22 protein-coding genes, 1 rRNA gene and 1 pseudogene are annotated in these 21418 nt (G+C 59.0%); 11 read left to right on the top strand and 13 right to left on the bottom strand.

Features of this window, described 5'->3' with window-relative positions; genetic code table 11:
- Positions 1 to 8: 8 nt before the first annotated feature.
- The 4 genes from BO1_RS52075 to BO1_RS61280 all read right to left on the bottom strand — a co-directional run bounded on the left by BO1_RS52075 (position 9) and on the right by BO1_RS61280 (position 4025).
- Entirely contained in the window at positions 9 to 953 is a 945-nt protein-coding gene (locus tag BO1_RS52075; RefSeq protein ID WP_052409542.1) for a fumarylacetoacetate hydrolase family protein, read from the bottom strand.
- 103 nt (positions 954 to 1056) lie between these two features.
- Positions 1057 to 1446: a YciI family protein gene (locus BO1_RS21195; protein WP_028219271.1), complete on the bottom strand. Its 390-nt coding sequence runs from the start codon at positions 1444 to 1446 to the stop codon at positions 1057 to 1059.
- 783 nt (positions 1447 to 2229) lie between these two features.
- On the bottom strand, positions 2230 to 2676 hold the full coding sequence (locus tag BO1_RS21190; protein WP_028219270.1) for a hypothetical protein: 447 nt from the start codon (positions 2674 to 2676) through the stop codon (positions 2230 to 2232).
- Between the two features lie 488 nt (positions 2677 to 3164).
- On the bottom strand, positions 3165 to 4025 hold the full coding sequence (locus tag BO1_RS61280; protein ID WP_245643865.1) for a hypothetical protein: 861 nt from the start codon (positions 4023 to 4025) through the stop codon (positions 3165 to 3167).
- On the opposite strand from BO1_RS61280, the gene BO1_RS57755 reads away from it, so the two are divergent.
- Positions 3912 to 4244, top strand: a complete 333-nt coding sequence (locus BO1_RS57755; RefSeq protein WP_245643864.1) for a VOC family protein — start codon at positions 3912 to 3914, stop codon at positions 4242 to 4244. The genes BO1_RS61280 and BO1_RS57755 overlap by 114 nt on opposite strands.
- A gap of 233 nt (positions 4245 to 4477) precedes the next feature.
- Here the strand turns inward: BO1_RS57755 and BO1_RS52070 are convergent.
- The 4 genes and pseudogenes from BO1_RS52070 to BO1_RS59360 all read right to left on the bottom strand — a co-directional run.
- Positions 4478 to 5053: pseudogene (locus tag BO1_RS52070) on the bottom strand (transposase); the annotation flags it as partial.
- On the bottom strand, positions 5038 to 5244 hold the full coding sequence (locus BO1_RS21175) for a hypothetical protein (protein WP_028219268.1): 207 nt from the start codon (positions 5242 to 5244) through the stop codon (positions 5038 to 5040). The pseudogene BO1_RS52070 and the gene BO1_RS21175, both read right to left, overlap by 16 nt.
- Positions 5245 to 5702: 458 nt before the next feature.
- Positions 5703 to 6611, bottom strand: a complete 909-nt coding sequence (locus tag BO1_RS52065; protein WP_245643861.1) for a reverse transcriptase domain-containing protein — start codon at positions 6609 to 6611, stop codon at positions 5703 to 5705.
- A gap of 408 nt (positions 6612 to 7019) precedes the next feature.
- The gene (locus tag BO1_RS59360; protein ID WP_156992350.1) at positions 7020 to 7187 is read right to left on the bottom strand and encodes a hypothetical protein; all 168 of its coding nucleotides are present in this window, start codon (positions 7185 to 7187) and stop codon (positions 7020 to 7022) included.
- Positions 7188 to 7622: 435 nt separating this feature from the next.
- Between BO1_RS59360 and BO1_RS57745 the strand changes: the two genes are divergently transcribed.
- On the top strand, positions 7623 to 8114 hold the full coding sequence (locus BO1_RS57745; protein ID WP_084688086.1) for an NUDIX hydrolase: 492 nt from the start codon (positions 7623 to 7625) through the stop codon (positions 8112 to 8114).
- 390 nt (positions 8115 to 8504) lie between these two features.
- On the top strand, positions 8505 to 8945 hold the full coding sequence (locus BO1_RS57740) for an NUDIX hydrolase (RefSeq protein WP_084688085.1): 441 nt from the start codon (positions 8505 to 8507) through the stop codon (positions 8943 to 8945).
- A gap of 298 nt (positions 8946 to 9243) precedes the next feature.
- On the opposite strand, the gene BO1_RS21155 is transcribed toward BO1_RS57740, so the two are convergent.
- On the bottom strand, positions 9244 to 10014 hold the full coding sequence (locus BO1_RS21155) for an APH(3') family aminoglycoside O-phosphotransferase (protein ID WP_028219265.1): 771 nt from the start codon (positions 10012 to 10014) through the stop codon (positions 9244 to 9246).
- A gap of 558 nt (positions 10015 to 10572) precedes the next feature.
- Here BO1_RS21155 and BO1_RS21150 point away from each other — a divergent pair.
- Both BO1_RS21150 and BO1_RS21145 read left to right on the top strand, forming a co-directional pair.
- Complete coding sequence (locus BO1_RS21150; RefSeq protein WP_028219264.1) at positions 10573 to 11370, top strand: substrate-binding domain-containing protein; 798 nt, start codon at positions 10573 to 10575, stop codon at positions 11368 to 11370.
- A gap of 524 nt (positions 11371 to 11894) precedes the next feature.
- Complete coding sequence (locus tag BO1_RS21145) at positions 11895 to 12317, top strand: ACT domain-containing protein (RefSeq protein ID WP_028219263.1); 423 nt, start codon at positions 11895 to 11897, stop codon at positions 12315 to 12317.
- 305 nt (positions 12318 to 12622) lie between these two features.
- On the opposite strand, the gene BO1_RS21140 is transcribed toward BO1_RS21145, so the two are convergent.
- Both BO1_RS21140 and BO1_RS21135 read right to left on the bottom strand, forming a co-directional pair.
- Entirely contained in the window at positions 12623 to 12991 is a 369-nt protein-coding gene (locus BO1_RS21140) for a DUF3564 family protein (RefSeq protein ID WP_028219262.1), read from the bottom strand.
- A 344-nt stretch (positions 12992 to 13335) separates the two neighbouring features.
- The gene (locus BO1_RS21135; RefSeq protein WP_156992349.1) at positions 13336 to 13626 is read right to left on the bottom strand and encodes an SOS response-associated peptidase family protein; all 291 of its coding nucleotides are present in this window, start codon (positions 13624 to 13626) and stop codon (positions 13336 to 13338) included.
- 771 nt (positions 13627 to 14397) lie between these two features.
- Here BO1_RS21135 and BO1_RS52060 point away from each other — a divergent pair.
- Positions 14398 to 14871, top strand: a complete 474-nt coding sequence (locus BO1_RS52060; protein WP_245643860.1) for a hypothetical protein — start codon at positions 14398 to 14400, stop codon at positions 14869 to 14871.
- 152 nt (positions 14872 to 15023) lie between these two features.
- Here BO1_RS52060 and BO1_RS21125 read toward each other — a convergent pair whose 3' ends face one another.
- Entirely contained in the window at positions 15024 to 15878 is an 855-nt protein-coding gene (locus tag BO1_RS21125) for an alpha/beta hydrolase (RefSeq protein WP_028219260.1), read from the bottom strand.
- 126 nt (positions 15879 to 16004) lie between these two features.
- On the opposite strand from BO1_RS21125, the gene BO1_RS21120 reads away from it, so the two are divergent.
- The 5 genes from BO1_RS21120 (at position 16005) to BO1_RS21100 (ending at position 20924) form a co-directional block, all read left to right on the top strand.
- A complete protein-coding gene (locus tag BO1_RS21120) occupies positions 16005 to 16802 on the top strand; it encodes an AraC family transcriptional regulator (protein WP_028219259.1) in 798 nt (265 codons plus the stop codon).
- 126 nt (positions 16803 to 16928) lie between these two features.
- A complete protein-coding gene (locus tag BO1_RS21115; RefSeq protein ID WP_028219258.1) occupies positions 16929 to 17393 on the top strand; it encodes a RidA family protein in 465 nt (154 codons plus the stop codon).
- Positions 17394 to 17395: 2 nt separating this feature from the next.
- Positions 17396 to 18787, top strand: coding sequence for an adenylosuccinate synthetase (locus tag BO1_RS21110; protein ID WP_028219257.1), 1392 nt, complete (start codon positions 17396 to 17398; stop codon positions 18785 to 18787).
- Between the two features lies 1 nt (position 18788).
- Complete coding sequence (locus tag BO1_RS21105) at positions 18789 to 19430, top strand: pyridoxamine 5'-phosphate oxidase family protein (RefSeq protein ID WP_028219256.1); 642 nt, start codon at positions 18789 to 18791, stop codon at positions 19428 to 19430.
- Positions 19431 to 19553: 123 nt separating this feature from the next.
- On the top strand, positions 19554 to 20924 hold the full coding sequence (locus BO1_RS21100) for an MFS transporter (RefSeq protein ID WP_028219255.1): 1371 nt from the start codon (positions 19554 to 19556) through the stop codon (positions 20922 to 20924).
- A 297-nt stretch (positions 20925 to 21221) separates the two neighbouring features.
- Here the strand turns inward: BO1_RS21100 and BO1_RS57735 are convergent.
- A 23S ribosomal RNA gene (locus tag BO1_RS57735) occupies positions 21222 to 21418 on the bottom strand; the annotation flags it as partial.

Here is a 21418-nt window from a genome sequence, read left to right as displayed (position 1 = left end):
CCAGCGAATCAGGGCTTCTCTCTCACCAGCGGCCCGATCGGGGTCTCCGTGGTGAAACTGCGCCACGGACGCTTTGCCGCCACTACACGGTTGCGCAGCACGCCGATGCCCTCGATCTCCAGTTCCAGCACATCGCCTTCAACGATCCGCTTCTCGCCCGAGTACGTCCCCAGCGAGATCACGTCACCCGCTTCCATCGGCGTGTAGTCCGAGCAGTACGCCAGCGTTTCGTACGGATCGAAGATCATCCCCGACGAGCTGTCGCCGCTGCGCGTCACCTTCCCGTTCACCCGCACCGACATCTTCAGATGACGAACGTCGGGCAGCTCTCGCCGGGTCACCACCCACGGCCCGAGCGGGCAGAAGCTCGCGAAGTTCTTCGCGTATCCATATGGTTGCCCCATCTTCATGCGCTCGAACTGACGGTTGCGCGCCGAGACGTCGTTGCAGATCGTCCAGCCGAAAACGTAGTCCGCCGCCTCCGAGGGCCGAATGTGCCGGCAGTCGCGCCCCACCACCATCGCCAGTTCGTGCTCCTCGTCCACGTCCTGCGGGAACGGCGGCAACTCGATCTCGCCCTCGTGCCCGACCATCGTGCAGGCATATTTGGGGAAGATGATCGGCTCGTTGAAGAACGCCAGATTCGACTCGTCGATATGCTCCTGGTAGTTCAGCGCCAGCCCGAGGATCTTCGGCGGTCGCAGGATGGGCGGCAGCCACGCCGGATTGGCGATGACATACTCGCCCAGCGCCCCCGCATCGCGCAGCCGCCTCAGGCTCTCCTCGCCCAGAGTGTCGATATCGATACCCGACTGGATGATGGCCAGCAGCGAGTGGCTTTGCCGGACATGCGGATGGGTGTGCTCCATCGCGCGCGTGAGATCGACGATGCCTTCGGGCGCCGCGACACCGACATGCGGCGTGCCATGATAGTCGAATGTCATGAGTTTCATAGTTACTTCGTTCTCCTGCGTTTGGTTGGCTTGTTAAGGGTCGCGCTGACACGGGCACAGCTTCATTCATGCCGCCCGGCCAGGCGGAACCGTTCGCCCCGCCTCAATCCAGCTTCATCGTTCCCGATGAAAAGTCGATCTGGACATTCAGCCGGCCTTCGTTGACCAGCCAGGGGCGCACAGTGAATGAGCGGGCACCGCTTTGATGCATGGGATCCGTCGCCGCGATCTCGCGCGCATGCTCGATCGACGCGGCACGGATCACGAACATACCGTCGCCTTCCCAGAACAACTCGTCGTCGGTCCATTGCGGCCCGGCGGCGACGAGGATGCCTTCGCGCTCGATCCGGCACTGGTGGACCAGGTGCCGCGGCACATTTTCCAGCACCGCCCCGAGGCTGCCAGTCGGCCTCGAAAGCACCACATAGAACTGCTTCTGGAGCATGCCCCTACTTCGCTCGAGCACTTCCTCGCGCGTGATCCGTTCCGCCATGTTCGTCTCCTGATTCATTTTGACCTCGCTTTTTGCGGGCTGGGGTGCCCTTGGCTAAGCATGATGGCCCCGTCTCACGGAGATGAGAATCACGCAAAATGTGCGATCAGCTCACACCGAAAGTACGAGATCGACCGCTGGGTCTCTCATCAACTGACCGCTCCTCGCCGCGGCTAGTGCCGACAGCGTCAGTAAGGCCAGGGTTTTCATCTCGACTAGCGACGACACACGCCCCCCTTCGGCCCGCCGATCTGAAATGTCAGCCAGGAAAACGGGAATTTGAACTTCGCGATCACATCTCGATCTCCAGTCACTCGTCGTTCGCGTCTGAAGCAGTTCGGGACCTCTGCCAGGAGCGCCGTGGAGCGTCCAACGACACGCAGTGGGGTACCGTTTCCACCAGATATTGGCCGCTCGACGCATCTATTGAGATAATTTTCCTATCGTGTGCGATCTTTCGCTGGGAGCCACGAAAGTGCATGCGCCGAATTTTTAATAGGCATGCGAATCAATCATTAATTAGATGCGCCCGCTACGAGCTCGGGGCGCTGATATTGCAGCCATGCATCAACTCGCGCGAGAGCGTGCAATAGTTGGGGAAGCTGATTCCGTCAAATCGCCCGTGCTTGCCCCAGCGTTGCCGGATCTGTACCGTTGATCGGTCCGCGCTAGCGTAGGGCCGCGGCCCCGACACGGCTGCCGCGACCCGAAGATGCCGCTTTCAGCGCCGAAGCAGCGTGGCACGCAGAAAGCCTTGCGCGGTGAGGGCTACGACACCGTGTGTCAAGACGGGCTGCAAACCACCGCGGTCAGCAGCAACGGAATCACCATGCGCACAGTAGCGTTACTGCCTGCCTTGCGCACACGCGATTCGACCGCATCACTGGGAGCGGACAGCACCGCGCCGTACAGCGGGCCCGCGAGCGCCTGGCCGGCGCCCTTCTTGAACAATCCGTCGCCCTGCTCATACCCGATCACAGCGTAAACCCGAAAGCCGAAGGCGGTGATGTCGCGGCCGTGTGCTGGACGAAATGCGTTGACCGAATTCGCCTCGACGTGCATCGGATTCGGGTCGACGTACTGGGTGTTGATGAGCTGACCAATGAACGCGTGCGGACGCGCCCTGCAGTCGAATTGCGCATCGAGCGCGTACGCGTGTGCGGCGACGGGGCACAAGCCAGCGCCTGACACGAGCAGTACGGCGAATGCTTTCAGAAGACGGGTTGCCATAGCCAACGTGCCTGAACCGCGGGGATCGAAAGGCAGAACACGCACAAAACGCTAGTCTCGCAGATTTCGGCGTCAGCGTGTGTGTGCCAATGATGCGGTTCGCGCAGGAGCCGGCCGCGGCAGGCAGCGTGCCATGACGCGCCATTCACCCGTGGCGTCGCCCATAGGTTCGGACGGGCGTCGGCTCGACACGCGGCTGAGATTCCCGACGATGGCCGGATGCGTCATGTTCGCCCGCGCACATCCGGCGATCGATGCCGGGGTGCGCGCGCCACTCGGGTGACATGATATAGCCTGTGGCGCGAGCGATATTCAGTAGTCGCTTGCCTGTTGAGTACAGAGAGATAGTTCTTTGTTTCACGTCCCTGGCAAACGCGTGACGACCGCCCGCCATGGAACTCTATGAGCCATGTCAGACGGTCGCTGTCATTGACCGCGCGAAAGGAAGGTAATACTTCCCGCTCGGAGTCGTCTGATCGAAAAATCCGTTAGATGCCCAATAGCCTGAACCGACGGTCATAGTTCATCCGGGCGAGCACCTTTCTCATGGCCGTCACTTCTCTCTCGTCGACCTTTCGAATATCCAGCTCATAGTTTCGCAGGCTGGTTGTCAGGCGCACTATGGCCGATTTTCTGTCAAGGTGGAATTCCTCCAGCAATTCCTCATCGTCTTCCACGTACCGTCCAAACGAAACGCTCACTCCTCGCGCCCAATCTCCCAGCAGGTGTTCGTATTTCGGCGTGCGCAGAAGGATGAGACTTTCGATCTCTGCCGAATCCTCCGGGTCAATCACCGCAAAGGACACAATCAAGTCATCTCCGTTCTCGGCTGAGATAAACGCGACGGTTTCCATAATCTTCGGTCTATGATTTCCGCAGTCACCAAGCACAGTCATCGCGCCCGGACGATCCCTTCGCGACGAGAAGGAGGTCAAGTACGAGCAACGATAGCATGACGCATGAAGGCGCAGCGGCAGTCTGACTCGATCGATCCTGCTTCCTTCAGTTGCCCCCGGACTGTCCGACGCCCGCAGCTCACATGGGGCATCCCTACCGCAATCCTCGGCCAGTTTCGCCCACTCAATAAGCTGACTAAAATTGGTGACAATAATCGCTCGGCTTAGCTTGCGAATGAGATGGTCGAACGCCTTTGACAACAATTGCCACAACGCCTTTTTATGCAGACGCATCTTAGAATCGCCAAGCCCGTTAGCAATCTTGCACGTACTGAGCGCATGTACTGCGCAGGGCTCAATCTGACCATGCTGGCAAGGTTTCAGAATCATCATGGATTCGACGGCGTGATGCTCGGAAGTCCCGCTATGGACTATCACTTCGAGTTCACCCACTGCCGCGAACATCCGGTGGCGCCAAGTCCAACGAGTGAGGACTTGCTGGTGTTTCACATCCCGGATCGACAAGCGTGGCAATCAACGTGTGATCGCCTTGTTAAAAACGGATTTGTATGCGTAAGGTCGCTCAACCCTTATTGGGACGTGTCGGGCCGGACGTTCGAGGATCCTGACGGCTATCGGGTCGTTTTGCAAAATTCAATGTGGAGTTCCTGACGCAGACTTCAAGCAAGTTTTTGCCTTCGGGCGGTCCGATTGTCTCTCATGGGTCCAGGTCGTGTAAAAACGCGACGCGGACGCAATGACGATTGCACGCGATCATCCGCAGGCGTCAACGGCCCAATTTGGCCCGTGTGACGGTTATGGGCGCTTTGACCTCTTTGTGATGGGAAGGGGTGCCCAGGCGCCGTAATGCGCGCCGGCGCGACCGCCGTGGTGCGAACCTATCCTCAGGCTCGCATCTTTTGCATCATCGCCCCCGTGCCGAGGATCGCCATGACGCGCCTGAGGTTGTACGCAAGGACATGAAGGCTCATCTCGGTGCTGACATGCTCGCGTGTTTTCATAAGGAAGTGCGCCGCGCCCATCCAGAATTTCAGCGTGCCAAACGGGTGCTCGACGGTCTGACGGCGTACGCGCATCATTTCCGGCTTATGGTCGAGCCGTTGCTGCATCGCTTCGACGACGGCCTCATGTTCGCAGCGCTTTATCCGGCGAGCCTGCTTGCCTGATGTGCATTGTTTTCTGATGGCGCAGGCAGAACAGGCCGAGCTCGAATAGCAATGCAGCGTCATGCCATGCTCGATGTTTGTGAAACGCCAGTTGAGCCGCTGCTGGGCCGGGCAAAGATACTCGTCATCTTTGGCAATGTAGATAAAATCCTGCTTGCCGAAATAGCCGTCAGCGTTCCTGCCTGAAGTCAACGGTTTAGGAACGAAGGTCGTAATGCCCGCCTCATGGCATTGCAGGACTTCTTCGCTCTTGAAGTAGCCCCTGTCGGCAACAACAGTCAGATCCTTGATGCCGGTACCCGTTGTTCCAACTCGCTTTCAAACTGCTTGGTGCTTTCCCCGTCGATCCCGCTTGCGCCACGCCGGTTCATCATGCCCCAAGTTTCCCTGAGGAACTCCGGCGTGAGCAGGTGGGCGAGCGAGGTAAAGCGCACCTTCCGATCTGATTGCGCCTTCTTGGCTATCTGAGCCAGTTGTGTTGACACCTTAGTCCGTCTCCGTGTGTACGGTTGATGTTTCCCCGACTCAGTCTCAATCTGCCCCGCCCCTTCCCCATGTACGCGGCTTTCCCGCGCTCCGAGTACGTATGGGCGAGTCCGACTTCCATCGCAGCATTTGCTTCCCTCAGGAATGATCCATTTCGGTAGGCATACTCGATCCGCTTGCGGCCAGACCAAGACCACGATGGATCTCTCAGGTTCCTCGACGCTTCCTGTTTCCGAACATGCCGTGCCCTCTGACCCCGCCGCAGTCTCCAGCCCCCATCGCCCATTGCGGTGGCCTACTGTAGCCTTCCGGGCACTACGATCCCGTCGGCCTGCGGATTTGTACCTTAACGAGGCTCCACAGCTTCACTTGCGTTACGGCCTGCTCGTCGCTCTGTCTACGCTTAGCTCCTGTCGTTACCTTCAGAAGCCCAAGACTCGATTCCCGGTGGGGCGGCTCATTCCCCTTTCCGGGGCGGGAATTTCACCCGCTGGAAGCGCCAGGCTTGTCCTGACGCACCATAATGAAGGTAGATGTTCGACAACAGCGGCGAGATGCTGCCGCCCTGAACGGTCCCAACTTCACTCTGCATCAACCTGCCGTCTTCCAGCACACCGGCGTGCAGCCACTTCTTGATGAGCCGCACAACCCGTGTGTCCGCTACCCGGTGCTCAATGAATCTGATCAGCCAGTCGTGTTCGATTGTGTCGTAGAACTTGCTGATATCCGCATCGAGTATCCAGCTCACTTTCCTGCGCTCAATACCTACACTCACAGCATCGAGCGCGTTGTGCGCACTCTTGCCGGGACGGAAACCGTAGCTGAACCCGACAAAGTCCTGTTCGTAGATCGCGTTGAGCACCTCGACCGTGGCAAGCTGGACGAGCTTGTCCTCCAGCGCCGGCACGCCCAGCGGGCGCTTGCTGCCGTCTGCCTTGTCGATGTACACGCGTCTGACAGGCTGGGGCCGGTACGCCCCTCGGGCCAGCCGGTCGGACAGGTCCAGAAGCCGCGCTTCAAGGTCCAGTCCGTACGACTGCCACGTCTCGCCGTCCACCCCGGCAGCCGCCTTGCGCTCCAGCGCAAGGTAGGCTGCCCGCAGGCGGTCGGCCGCGTAGATGTGATGCATCAGGGTGGTGAACTTCGCACCCGGTCGGCCTTTGGCCGTCTGTCGTATGCCGTCGAGCGCCGTTCCCATGTCATATTCCCGCCCTAGTCTGCGGGACATGCGCGCTGCGACTGCATTGCCCTTGGCCTGCCGCCTTCCCTCCACCACCTCCGCCATCGTGGGAGTTTCACCCTCGACTTTGTTCGGCAGCTTCTGCGGTACTACGCAGCAGTCCGACTTCCCGCGCCCGTAGCTCATCGTCGTACGCCCTCAGGCTTCACGATGCGCACTGCGCCCGACGCTTCCCAGCGCAACGCAGTAGGGAGCGGGATCTCCCGGTTCCCGTGTGAGATGTTTCCGCGCGTGCGCGGGGTCTTAGACCGCGCGGGGTCCAGCGCTGCCTTGCCAACGCGGCAGCACCGGTGTGGCCTTCGGCTTGTGTCCACAGCCTCGACACCCCGGTCGGCCCGTGCATTGCAGCACGGGGCAAATATTTCGCGGCTCAATACTCGGCCCGCGCGTACCCCTGTCAACGCTTCGCCTGCATCCTCTCGGATGCACACGCATGACTCGGGGCCGCCGTGGCTGGCTAGGCCTTCAACGTATGACTCTTTCATTCACAACACCTCACCGGTTTTGACCGGCGCACGGACACGCTTTTGCAGTTCAGGCGGCCAGCTTCATCAGCCGTTCCTGACGGGCTTGGAGGGGTGATTTGAAACCCAGCTTTTCGAGACGCCAGTCGCGATTGTATCGATCCCTGAACGCGACGGCGGCGGCACGAACGTCCTCCAGGTTTTTGAAGATGCGCCCATGAATAGCCTGTTCCTTCATGGTCCGGTTGAATCGCACAGGAGAACCCTATTTGAAAACCGGCGATCAGGCATGTAACGATGCGCCGCATGCAATCATGACTCGCCGAGAAAATCGCCACTGATCGTAGACTTGGCAACGCTGGTAATAGCCGCCGTTGGACAATGGAAGCGCGACCGGCTGCTATGGCCGAGAAAGGCTGCAATCGACCCGGCGTGAGCGAATGACCGTAGGATTTTGAGAACGGTCGTTGACGTCGCTGCAACAGGAATTGTGGCAACGGGTCGCTTTATGCCATTTGCATGACGCACAGTCGGCGACGTGCCCGCGCGGACCCCTGAGGCAAAGTTCGGCCATGTGCGGACAGTCGGTATGCTGTCCAGGATCGTTGACAATGGACCATCGCCGAAATACTCGGCCTAAAATGGCAGCTCACAAACCTTCGGACTCGAGATCATGATTGCGTTTGACACCGGAAGTCATCGTTTCAATCTGAGGGCTGCCGCCGTCATCTTCCACGACGAATACGTGCTACTGCATCAGGTAGAGGGCGACGATTTTTGGTATCTTCCGGGAGGCCGGGTCGAGCCTGGAGAACATGCCGCACAGACGGTCATCCGCGAGATTCAGGAGGAAGTTGGCGCTTCCATCCACGTCGAGAAAACGCTCTGTATCGCCGAGAATTTCTTTAGCCACAACGGACAGCCATATCATGAGATTGGTCTCTATTTCATTGCGCGCCTGGAAGCTGGATCGCCGTTGCTGGATTTGACGGTTTCGCATCATGGCTCCGAGGGGAGCAAGCGCCTCACGTTCTCGTGGGTTGCTCGGCAACGGCTGTCTGAAATTGAAGTGCGCCCCGTCTTTCTCCGTCAATTGCTTCAGGTCGATCGTGTCGCAATCGCACACGTGATCCAGAGAGATCCGCATTTCGACATCTCGTACTGAGCGAATCCCCCCCGCTGATCAGTTACCGGAATAACGGAGGCGGTCGAACCGATCGATTGTCGGAGTGCGGCGATCGGCCAGTTCCGGTCAGTCCCAAGATCGTCAACAATGCGACTGCGGGGGACGTAGACATCGGAGATATGAACAAGACTCGAGAATTTTGGTCCCCCCCTAGTTACCGTGGGTAGAGGGATTTAGTCCAATAGAGTATTTGACGCATGGTAAACGGATTGCTTGATCAAACCGTTTGTCCATGCGCGAACTCGCACTTTATGCCCAGCTTTTGAAGTTATCAGCCCCTTGGTGGGTCATGTCGGTCACGCTCGACAAGTTCGAGAAGGCTGTGATTGTCCGTGTTGGCGTGCGGGCTACCTGCATTGGAGCTAATCAGTGCGTGCACCATTCCAGATACTTGCCATTCCCTACCGAGTCGACACCAGCGGCGTGACATTTGCCGCCCTTAGGCGCTCGGATGACGGCAACTGGCAAGGGGTGGCCGGGGGCGGAGAGCTTGGCGAGACGCCGTTTCAAGCGGCGATCAGAGAATGTCGTGAAGAAGTCGGGGTCGGCTCTCGAAACAGACTTGCTACTCTACAGACCATCAGTTCGGTTTCTGTTGAACACTTCACCGGTCGTGACCACTGGCCAAGCGATCTTTTTGTCATCCCAGAGTACTGCTTCGCCTTAAATTGTACTGGCAAGGATCTTGTTCTTTCAGCCGAGCACACAGAAGTCCGCTGGGGGACGTACGAAAATACCAGGAAGCTTTTGCATTGGGATTCGAACAAGACTGCGCTCTGGGAGGTAAGCCGACGTTTTGGCCACTTTTAGTCCGTGAGAGTTAGCCGATTTTAAAGCCCACCCACCGCAATTGGGGGAAGGACCAGAATTTTTGCTACCGTTCGGAATCGACCTCAGGGTTGAAGACGAGCACAGGCAAACGGGCATCCAGAGAGAATCGCATTTCGACATCTCGTACTGAGCGAATTCCCCCCGCTGATCAGTTACCAGAAAAATGGAGGCGGTCAAACCGATCGATTGTCGGAACGCAGCGATCGGCCAATATGAGACGGCCGACGGCAATGGATAGCTTCGTGACAAATCGCAATGGACAACGACGGAACGGAGATCAGAAGAACTCGTCCAGCAAACAGTAGAACGCTATGCGCCGGTGATCAGGTTCTACGCCGTATGCGCGAAAGAATGGCTCCACCCACGCCTGGCCAAGATTGCAGGTGATGCTTCGTGCGGTCAGTGCAAGATCTTGATAGCGGTCACTAACACCTAAGCGACCGCAGTCGATGAAGCCTGTGAAGTGATTTCCGTCGACGATGAAATTCGGCAGGCAAGCGTCGCCGTGGGTCACTACAAGGTCACACGTCTCCGGAAGCGTCGACAGCAGATCAGCGAGCACTTCCGCAGCCGTCTGTCCTTGCCGCTCATTGTCGAAGTCTGCCTCGTCAACGAGGCCGGCGTTCACACGATCCCTGGCGGCGGCAATGCGCTCCTCCAGGTGATGCTCGAAAGGGCATGCTGCGATAGGCACCCCGTGGAGGACATGTAGTGCCATTGCCAGAATTCCCACGATTTGCGAGGAAGACAGGTGGTTAGCATTGGCCAGATCGAGCCCAGGAACGGCTGTCATGAGCAGCCAGTGGCGGTTGTCTTCCGTCGCAGCATCAAGCACTGTCGGTCCAGGTAGATCTAGCCGTTTCATCCACCGAAGGCGTTCTGCCTCGCCAGGAAGCTGACTTGGCAAGCCAGTGGGTTCGGACTTTAGAAATAGCCCTTTCCCGTCGTCGCAACGGATGCGAAAAACTTCCGCTCCCGACTCTCCAATAACTTGTCGTTCGATAAGTGCCCCAGCGAATCTTTCGCGCCACTTGATCGGGATTTGCATGTCGTCACCATGGGGTTTTCTGGCGAAATTTACTCAAGTGGAGATTGTGGACAACAATCCAAAAATATGCATCGAGTGCGGGCGAGCGAACGACCGCTTTGGAGGAGATCGATTGACTGCTCCGGGTCGGCTCCGGAAGTTCGAGGCTCCGTCGCCTCAGACGCCGGGGCGACTGACCCCGTACTTCTGGGTTCGGCCCGTTTGTGCCCCTCAGACAAGATTGACGATCATCGCGCGAGCACCGACAAGAGTCGAGCGCTTACGGCTGGTAGATGGAAAGCATCTGATCGCACCGGTGGAATCGCGCTAGCCGTGGCTCGACGACGTCGAACTGACGTCGGACCCGCCTGTGGAGCAGGAGGCTGCTTTGACGAACCCGCTCGCATGCGTGCACTGCAGTGCACGGCGGCTAGCGCGCAAACGGGGCGCGTGAGGCGGACCGGTTTGGCTGATGCGTCGGCGATACACGCAAGGCTGCGTGGCCGGTTAAAGTCATGGCTGGGATCCGGACTAGAAGTATGTGAGGGCTGGGTCGGCCAATTGAGATGGGGCGGAGCCGTGACTATCCACAAGCTGAGGGTTCGCACACTCGCATTCTGCGTGACGCTCGTGTTACTGGGTACCAACACGGCATTGGCAGACGAAGTCAAAGTCATGATGTCGGGCTGGTTTACGCCGGCGTATCGCGAACTGGGACCGCAATTCGAGGAAGCGACCGGCAGAACACTGGTCACCATCTGGGGGGCCGCAGAAGGCACGGCTTTGAATGCGATCCCCGTGCGGCTTGCGCGTGGCGAGTGGGCCGACGTGCTAATCGTGGTCAGCTCTGCGCTTGACGATCAGATTCACGCCGGCAACGTGGTGCCTGGCAGCAAGGTGGACTTCGCTCGCTCGCCAATCGGGATGGTGGTTCGTGAGGGTGCACCGAAACCGGACATCAGCTCTGCCGACGCATTGCGCCGTACGCTACTCGCAGCGAAGTCGATCGTCTATCCGGACAGCGAGAGTGGAATCTATATCGGCAGCGAACTGTTTTCGCGGCTCGGCATTGAGGACCGCGTAAAAAGCAAGAGCCGCATGGTTCCGGCCACGCGGGTCGCCAATATCGTCGCTGATGGCGAAGCGGAGCTCGGGTTACAGGAGGTCGTGGAACTGTTGCCGGTGAAGGGGGTGACAGTGGTCGGCAGTTTGCCCGCGGAACTACAAAGGTACACAGTGTTCTCCGGGGGGATCGCCACCACTGCGAAAAATCCAGCCGGCGCCGCGGACCTGATCCGTTTTCTGGCCTCGCCGGAGGCGGCGCCTGCGATTGCAAGGACCGGACTCGAACCGCTCACGGCGGCGCCTGCGAACTGAGAGAAGCGGCGCAGCCGACAAGCCATCACCGAAGGTGGCTGTGGCCATCGGCTGATCATGCGCAGCGGCTGCCAACGAGCAAAAAGCCAACCTTTAACGGCGATCGTCTCGCGTTGGCTTGGGAACCGACTCTCGCAGCTCTCTTTTTGGACGGCGGAGGCAGGTTGGCTATGGCACAAACATATCGGGCGGCAGTCGGCCCAAAACGGGCTTTCGAATGGACCGTCGCGAGGTACGAATGGTCCGTCAATGCCGATCTGGAGGTCAACCAGAAACTGGGTTGACGGCTGACGGACAGTCATAGTCAGTTAATGGGGTCGCTGACGTCAGGTCTGGTCGCCACGACTCCAATTCTCCTCGCGCAGGATCGAACTGGTCCGGCGCCAATACAGCGGCAACGCCTACGGCCTGATTGAAGCGACCGAGCGTGACTTCGAAGAAGAACTTTACGCCGCCAGCCTTGCTCGCGTACCGTTGGTGACCTAGATTTTTATTGGGAGATGCATCAGGCGGGAGGGACTGCCATGGAACTGATCGTAGAACGTGTCGATGTTTGGGCAGCAACCATCGAGGACAAACCGGGCGGGCTGGCAGAAGTATTAAGCGTTTTGCGGGATGCGGGCGCAGACTTGCAGTTCGTCGTCGCACGTCGCATGCCGGAAGCATCGGGCAAGGGAGTCGTGTTTGTCGCACCGCTGCAGGGGGAACAGGAGATCCGTGCCGCGACCCAGGTTGGGTTCAACGTCACCCCGAGCCTTCACTCTGTCCGTGTAATGGGCCTGGACCAACTGGGGATCGTCGCACAGTTGACCCGGATGTTGGCAGATGGGGGGATCAACCTCCGCGGCGTTTCCGCCGCTGTACTTGGCACACAGTTCATTGCTTATATCGCAGTCGACTCGCTGGACGATGCCGAAAAGGCTATCGACATACTACAGAGGGCCTGAAGGACCGGTGCCGGACTGGGAACTGGCTTTGTTCTGCGCTTCAGTTCGACAGGCTGCGCGGCCGTGCGTGCACGTGAGCGCGAAGCGGCTGTCTCAGTGCAGCCATGAACGGTCCGTGGTCACAGGCGTATGTCGCACATGCTGGCGTCAGCTTCGCTCAGTTTACGGCCGTTCGCACGCCGACGTTGGGTCGCGCAACGCGCGCCGTCTCGTTTGGGTGGACCGCCGCTTTCGGGCCTCGACGGCTCAGAGCGGCGTTGAGCCCCCTGGCGCATTCTGTACCGCCTGGTGGCCAGGGATTCGCTTTAGACCTCGTCCCCTGCGAACTCGCTGTGCTCGGCAAGCACTGCGTCCTTGTCGATGCACTGCACATGCCAGTGTCCTGCGATGCCTGGCCCGTTTTCGCAGTGCCAGAGTGCCTCGCCCGATTCGCCCTCGAACGGACCAGTTTGTGCCTCCATTGCAAGACCTTCGAGGATGAATAGAGGGCGCGCATCATGCTGACCGCAGACCAGCGTGCCGGGGCTTTCGACCCGCAGCATTCCCCATTCGGGAAGTTGGAGACCGGCATGACCTTCGCGGGACCACTTGCAGGTTTCGTTGTCGATCCAAAGGATCGCATAGGCATTCGGGTCAATCCGGTCGAACGTGTCGAGATGGAGCGTAATGCGCATGAAATTCTCCAATCGTTGTTCGTGGCGCCGTGATCCGCCACAGTCGTCGTCGTTTGCCATATTAACGATACGTGCAGATGGGACTTTTTGTATGCGTCAGGCTGTCGCCAACGGCCATTTAATTCACACTCTCCTCACAGTCAGGTGATTGTTGAATGGATCGCAGTCAGCGATGAGGAGGATCTCCGAAAAGGCTGACTAGGCACCCGAGAAAGGGCCGACGCAGCGGGCGGTCGTACCTACATAGCCGCCCTTGCGATGGAGTGGCCGCTGACGACTCAAGAGGGACGAACACGGTCCGCCGCCAGGCTTCGAAAGAGCCAAAGCCAATTGGTCTCCTGGCGCTACCTCAGCCTAACTCCGCTGCTTGCTTCCTTTTTTGCTTGCGTCGAAGCGACGGCCTTCGTGCGCAGCGGTGCCGGATCCGCCTCGGCTCGCATAGCGTCAGCCGGAAAGAGATTGAGGAACAATCGCGCCTCGTCGATCAAGCGGCAGGCCAGCCAGTTTTCATATTCGCCAGCCGGTACGATCACCACGGAACGCTTTTCATCGCCTGGCTTGTGAAAGCGGCGCATGAGCGGATGCCGTCCCCCGGCACCGTGGGATGAATTGTCCAAGGTCCTGTCGATGGCCATGATAACTGTCAATGCCAATGAGCTTCTGGCACCGCGTTGTGGCCGGTACAGGCTGGGCCCGCGCCGTCGCCTGAGCTTTGACTTGCGACGCGCGCGGCCTCGCAGCACGTGCCGCCGCGCTCGTTCGAGCAGCTGGGCGCGGCTCGAACCGGGCCGGCACGCGAAAGTCAACTGCGTTGCTGCCGACGGCGGAAATCTGGCGGATCAGCTCGGACGCGGCGCAGCCGCGTACAGCGTGTCCACGATCGCGAGCAGCTCGCGCAGGCGTGCGCCCACGCGCGGCGTCGAGGTCGACGTCGTCCGTGCGCGCTTCCATGTGCCGCCGCCAGTATCCGAGCAGAGGGTAGACTGCCCCTTCGATAGTGCGCTGCGGATGCCCGGTCAGACTCTCTTCAATGCGGCTGCTCACAACCTGATTTGCCGGGACGACCCACAGGGGCCCACAAAGGTTACGTGTCATGGTGCCTCTCGATTGCACTACAGGAGAACTTTCCGGGTAATCATCAGATCACATGCATTGACCCCGCGCGGTCGAAGCTGGCATGTCAGCGCACACCGCGCGTGGCGACCTTTGCCAAGCGTCCGTGCCGACTACCTCGAGGTGCCGGCGCAGCGACGAGGTTCAAGCGGGTGCGACCGGCGGTGCATTCGCGATGCCGAAATGAGAACCTTCGACCAGATTCGCTTTATCGAGCCGCGCCACACGCACCCCTTGAAACTGTAGCAATGACCCCAAGATCGCTTCGATAATCAAGCGCTCCGGAAGCCTCCATGCCCAACAGAAAACCGCAACGACAGTCTGCCGCTCGCGTCAGGACGTTGCTGCTTCCCATGGCCCGGAAAGAAGCTTCGGCGCTCATATTGCGCACAAGACTCAATCTTGAGCGGCTGCGCAGCGGCGAAACCGATCGCTCACTGATCACCCACCTTTTGCAGATCTGCCTCGTTACTGCGTTCGTCACACGGGCCGGATACGGGCAGCTCGCGATCGATCAGCTCGACCGGGTCGGGCGCGAACTTGGCGAGCTCCTTGTCGAGCTCGATGAAACGGGAAGCTGTGAGTACGGCGAAACGCTGATGGAAGGGATTACTCCGGTTGTCAACGAATACGATTGCATGCTCGGTGCAGTCCGTCTTGAGATCTTTGCCGGGGCCAGCGATTATCTTGACAGGCTGATGGTCGGGGCCGCAAACGAGGAATCGCCTTTCACCAACCCTCGCAGGAACTCCGAAAGCCCTAGGTAACACGGGGCACAGAGCGCGGCGCACAGAGATAACCTGGTGCGTCTCACGAGCACCGTGCAGCTTTGTCTCAGACCGGGCCAAAAGCGGCCCTCCGCTCAAGTTTCGCGAATGACCGATCGCCCAGCGCAACCGGCCGCTCTATACCGCCAAATTTAGCCGAGGATCATGTTGATGACGGCCTGTGACAGCGCTCCCCCGACCTCCCCGAGTCGATCGACGGCATCGAAATGGTGCCCGTCACGTTGACGCACGATCTGCACGTCGAGACCGTGGTCGTTGAGAAGCGTCTGGTACTCTGCCTGCAACCGATGGAACTCATCGGATTCATCCCCGCCGACGGTCAGGATGAACGGCAGAGCCGTCGATGGTAGATGGAACTTGGGGCTGAAATTTGCCACCTCTTGCTCATCGAGTCTGACAGCCTTGTTGAGATAGCACAGTCGGATCGGTTCGAGATCGTAAAGACCGCTGATAGCGCAAGCGCCTTTGACGACGTCTTCGGGGAGGTCATGCTTCGTCCAGTCGGTGCCTGCCAGAATCGCAGTCAAGTGGCCACCCGCTGAGCTGCCCGACACGAAAATCTCGTTGCGATCGAGGCCAAGAGAAACTGCGTTTCGGTAGAGATAGTCGATCGCCCGAATGTTGTCCAGCACGATATCGCCCATTCTCACCGACGGCGCGAGTCGATAATTCACCACAGCCACATTGATGTTCGCTTGCAGGTAAGGCAGCGCCACCGTGCTGAAGTCGGACTTGTCAAGTGATTGCCAGTAGCCGCCGTGGATGACGATGAGGACGGGACGTCCCTTGTCCTTCGCGGGGAAAAAATCCAGCGTCTGCTTTTCATCGACGCCATAGCGTACATTTTCGATCACCGCGTGTTCGCGGCGAAACTCCGCGCCTGTTCTCGACCATCGGGCGAATATCTCCAGATGGTCGGGAATTCCGGCGCGAACGTTGTACTGCTGATCCAAGGCCTCTTGATCAAACGAGCGGTAAACCGGCATGCTGTACCTCATTGAAGTGGGTTGCAGGAGTAAGCGAACATTCGGGCGTCCGCGTCACTCCGTAAATTACTGGCGCCGCGCTTGGCATGCCCGCGCGCAGGTGACAACCTTGATTGAGGACACGCCATGTTTGGAAAGAGTGAAGACCGGGACGACTATCAATTCATCGAGCGGCCAGTAGGAGGGATGGCTCGGGATCTACCAGACAGGTTCTTCATCGACTATCACGAACACCGTCGGGGCCAGTTGATCTACGCATACGCGGGTTCCATCCTCGTCACCACTGAGGGAGGATCCTGGATCGTCCCTCCGCAGCGCGCGGTCTGGGTGCCGCCTCGGGTACGCCACTGCATGCAGGCGGTCGGTCCCATCGAGATGCGCACGCTCTACTTCGACCCGCAACGCCCGCCGCTCGCTTCAAACGCGTGCTGCGTGATTTCAGTTTCGCCTCTGCTACGCGAGTTGATTGCGGCGGTCGTCAAGATGCAGCTCGACTATGACGAACACGGGCGTGATGGTCGTGTGGTCGAACTGCTGTTTGATGAGATCAAGCCGCTGCAGATCGAATCGCTTCATCTGCCGATGCCGACCGACGCTCGCATCGCGCGCATATGCCGCTGGATCGTCGCGAATCCAGCGGAAGACACGTCGGTCACGTCCTGGAGCAAGGTAGTCGGAGCGAGTGAACGCACGATCATCAGGCTGTTCCCCGAAGAAACGGGCATGACTTTCACGCGGTGGAGGCAGCAGGCCCGTCTGCTTGCCGCCGTGCAGATGTTGGCCAACGGTCGCCCGGTCACTGAAATCGCCGCGGAGCTCGGTTACGACAGTCCAAGCGCGTTCAGTGCGATGTTCCGCAAGGCGCTAGGCAGTAGCCCTACGGAATACTTCCATGGCACGGGCGTCGACCAGGAGGGCCACTAAACCTTCTCGGCCATCGCCAGAATGGCGTGAACGCGACGACACTCGGCATTGTCGCGAGTGCCAGCTATACATGAGTTGTTCATAGTGATCGTGAACGCCGCATGGGCGGCTAACACAGGAGCTGTGATGACCATCTACGATCGCGTACGCGAAGCTGGAATAACCCTTCCGACACTCGCCATTCCCGCCGCTGCGTTTCGTCCCTATGTCGTTTACGACAATCAACTGATCGTTTCGGGGCAGTTGCCCGTGCGCGACGGAAAGACATTGTTCAGCGGCAAAGTCCCCGACGCAGTGTCGGTCTCCGACGCGCAGACTGCCGCGCGGCTTTGCGTGATCAACATCCTGGCCTGGGCGCATCACGCAACAGCCGGGGATCTGAACCGGATCAGGAGGGTATTGCGACTCGGCGGGTTTGTCGCGACATCGGAGGGTTTCGCCGACGCGCCCGCCGTGATCAATGCCGCGTCTGAACTGACCACGCAGATCTTCGGTGAGCGTGGCTCGCACGCGAGAATCGCAATCGGTGTGGCAAGCCTGCCCTTCAATGCGCCGGTCGAAGTCGAGGCGACGTTCGCGCTGGAGGGATGAAAATGGAAGGCGGTTCCGGATACTCGGATGTATTGGTCGGGCTGCAATATGGCGACGAGGGCAAAGCCAAGATCGTCGATATCCTTGCGGACCAATACGACATCATTGCGCGTTTCAATGGGGGCGCCAATGCCGGTCATACGGTCGACACGCCCCACGGGTGCGCCAGGCTCATGCAGGTGCCTTCGGGCGCGTTCCATCCGGGCAAGGTCCTATACATCGGCTCGGGATGCGTGGTCAATATCGAAAAGCTTGCCGCAGAAATTGCGGCGCTGAGTGCCCAGGGCGCCGATCTCGATGGCCGGTTGTTCATCAGCCACCGCTGCGTCGTTGTTCAACCAATCCATATTCTCGCGGACCGCGCGCAAGGACAAGATATCGGAACGACAGGCAACGGTATTGGACCGTGTTATGCCGATCTCGCAGCACGCATGCGTCGGGGAGTCCGTACCACGGTACAGTTGCGCGACATGCTGGCAGACGAAGATAACGCGATCAGCCTGATGCAGGCGAATTCGGATTCGAACGGATTTCACGTCACACTCGACGAATCGACCGAGGCCGCATGGGTGAAGCTGTTGGCATCGACCAGATCGGCGTGGAAGGTTGTCCGGAAATTTGTTTCGGATGACGATCTGTTTCTCTCCGGCAAGGTTGAGAAGGGGGCACGGGTGCTTTTCGAAGGCGCGCAGTCGGTGATGCTGGATGTGGTTCAGGGCGATCAGCCGTTCGTCACCTCCAGCCATACGGGGCCCGCCTATGCATACGTAGGCGGCGACTTGCCCTGCAAATTTCATCGAAAGTCGATTGGTATTCTCAAAGCGGTCGTATCTCGAGTCGGAGCCGGTCCGTTCGCCGCGGAGCTTGGCGGCGCACGGTCAGCACGATATTGCGCGGACGCTGCAACAAACGGAATTGGCCGGGATGAAGAGCGCGAGAGGGTCAATGTTGACGCGCTGTTCGCCTCCGGAGACGACTTTGACGTCGGTATGGGCCTTCGTGTCCTGACGGGAGAATATGGCACGGGAAGCGGCCGCCCGCGGCGCATTGGCCTTCTCGACTTACCGCAGATCAGGCACGCCGTTGCACGTCACGGGATCGACGAGTTATTCATCAACAAGTGCGACTGCCTGACGTACTTCAGCAAGACACCGAAGCGCGTCGTTCCCGTAATTGCCGAGTATCACGCTGGGCCGGCGGGACTTCGCCCCGTTATCGCCGAATACCCCACTTTCCCTCCTCTCGATATCCACTCGCGACCGCACACCATTCCGGCCAGTCTGGAAGAACTGCTTCGGTCTATCGAGCAGAGCGTGGGGTGCCCGATCGTCGGCATCGGTGTGGGCCCTGAACGCGCCGACAACATTTCATTCACCCCTTCGCCTGTACATTGACATGACCCCAACCTACTTGCGCGCCGAGATGCGCCGCACCGACCTTGCGTGGACCGACTGGCCCGCCATCGAGAAATTCCTGAAGGACGAACTCATCTGCCGGGCTGCCGTTCACGACGAGCCGTATCCGTATATCACGGCTCAAAGCTTTACGTTCGTTGGCGACGCGTTGCTGATTCACTGTTCGCGGTTTGGCAAATTTGCTCGCGCGATCGAAGCCAACCCGCATCTGACGATCGAAGTCGATCGTCCGGTAGCGTTACTTAAAGCACCCAAAGGGCAAAACACCAGCCTTGAGTACTACAGCGTCATCGCCCGTTGCCGGGCGCAAATCACGCATCTGGCGAAGGACGTCATAGCGCACCAGAACCAGGCACTCGACAAATTTCGACCCGAAAAAGACTACACACCGATCGAGGAAGGTGCGGCTAACCAGATCATCGCGATCCGATGCGTGATCGACGAGATGACAGCCAAGAAGCGTATTCTTGCGGACGGCCAATACTCGCCACCGGGCCAACCGCGGGCGCCTTATCTACGGTACCCGTTCGCATCTGGCGCGACCGTGTCCGGCTTGCCGGCAGAGGCGTTCGACAAAAACCGCTTCAAGGAGGCAAAAGCAGTCATTTCCAAGTTGGCGTAGGCGCGATACTCAACGGCATCTTTACGTGAGTCACAGCTCTTTTGGAGTTCGATAGTGATTGTGTCAACACCATCGATACGGTGTCGATACTTTTCAATTGATCTACGGAAACTGGAGACATGTATGAAGATGTCCGGGATGGAAGTGGTCGGCGGCAATGCGGCAAGCCGGCTGGAGCGGCTTCCCGTTTGTGCCTACCACCGCATGCTGTTCGTAGTCATCGCGCTGGCGTTTTTCTTCGATAACATCGACCTGGCCACCATGACCTTTGTTCTCGGCTCCATCAAAAGCGAGTTCGGTCTGACCAGCGCGCAGGCAGGCATGTTGGGTAGCGCGAGCTTCGCAGGAATGGCGGTGGGCGCATTATGCTCGGGTGCCGTTGCAGACCGGTTCGGACGCAAACCGGTATTTCAGGTCAGCATGATCGTGTGGGGCGTGGGCAGCCTGCTGTGCTCCAGCGCTGCGGATGCGACTTCCCTTGGCATCTTCCGGCTGATCCTCGGTATCGGAATGGGGATGGAGCTTCCGCTTGCCCAGACTATGTTGTCGGAGTTTATTCCGGCAAAGTCGCGGGGCCGCTACCTGGCAATGATGGACGGCAACTGGCCCCTCGCGTTCATCTCCGCAGGATTGCTCTCTTACTTTGTACTGGGTTTATACGGCTGGAGAACACTGTTTCTGATCGAAGCTCTACCCGCTGCATTTCTGTTCGTGGTACGCCGGTATGTTCCAGAGTCGCCTCGTTGGCTTGAATCGCGAGGCCGCCATCTGGAGGCAGAAGAAATCGTCGATCGGATCGAGCGGTCGGTGATGTCGCGTCTGGGTCTGACGACGTTGCCGGAAACGACGCAGATGTCGATTGAAATGCGCGACGAACAAGGTCTAAAGGTATTGTGGTCGCAGGGCTACCGAAGCCGTACGCTGACGGTTGGCTCGCTCTGGTTCTTCGCACTCCTTGGCTTCTATGGATTAAACACCTGGCTCGGTGCACTCCTCGAACAATCCGGCCTCGCCGTAACGAAGTCGGTTCTATTTACGATCTATATTTCGCTTGGTGGCGTGCCCGGATTTCTTTGGGCAGCATGGGCGGTTGAACGATGGGGACGCAAAGTAACGTGTGTCATTACTCTGGTGGGTGCAGCGGTGATGATCTTCGCGTTTGGACGTGTTTCGTACCTCAATCCAGAACAGTCCACACTGATTGCAGTTGGCGCACTGATGCAGTTCTTCACTTTTGGCATGTGGGCCGTGCTCTATACCTATACGCCAGAGTTGTATCCCTCGAGAGCCAGGGCTTCGGGGTGCGGTTTCGCCTCGTTCGTTGGACGGATTGGCGCGCTGATCGGACCGACGATCGTCGGTCTGATTCTTCCGGTCTGGAAGAGCGACGGCGTGTTCGTTTTCGGCGCGGCCTGCTTTGTTGCTGCGGCGTTCGTGGTGATGCGCTTCGGGATCGAAACTCGCGGTAGCGCTTTGGAAAACGTGTCCGGTTAGGCGTCTACGTGGGTCCTAGGTAGACCGTGCGGATTGACTCGGACGCAGGCCCAGATCTGGAAAGTCCTTTGGCGGGTCCAATGACCGTTTGCAAGTCTGTTGCGAACGTTCGCGTGACATCGCTGAAGGGCTGCTCCGGGTTGATTTCGGGAAACCGCATAGGTCAGTAGGCGGGCCAACGGATTGCCGTATGTTGCCAACCCGTTGAACAAGTCACGCGAGGCGAATCTGATGATCGTCTACAGCCTGATCAGCACGGGCACACTGGCGGCGAGAGGTGACGAGAAGGTCGTGCAGTCTGGTGTAGACAAGCGATCTCTCAGCCCGTGTGTCCTCTTTCCTCCACTCTGGAGGTAGACACTCCTCCGTTACCCTTTGGGAGGAGACCGCCCCAGTCAAACTGCCTGCCATGCACTGTCCCCGATCCGGATCACGGACCAAGGTTAGAACCTCAAACAGATCAGGGTGGTATTTCAAGGACGGCTCCACGCAAA

The sequence above is a fragment of the Paraburkholderia oxyphila NBRC 105797 genome (assembly GCF_000685075.1).
In the GTDB taxonomy this organism is placed as follows: domain Bacteria; phylum Pseudomonadota; class Gammaproteobacteria; order Burkholderiales; family Burkholderiaceae; genus Paraburkholderia; species Paraburkholderia oxyphila.
This window is presented reverse-complemented; position numbering and strand designations above follow the sequence as displayed.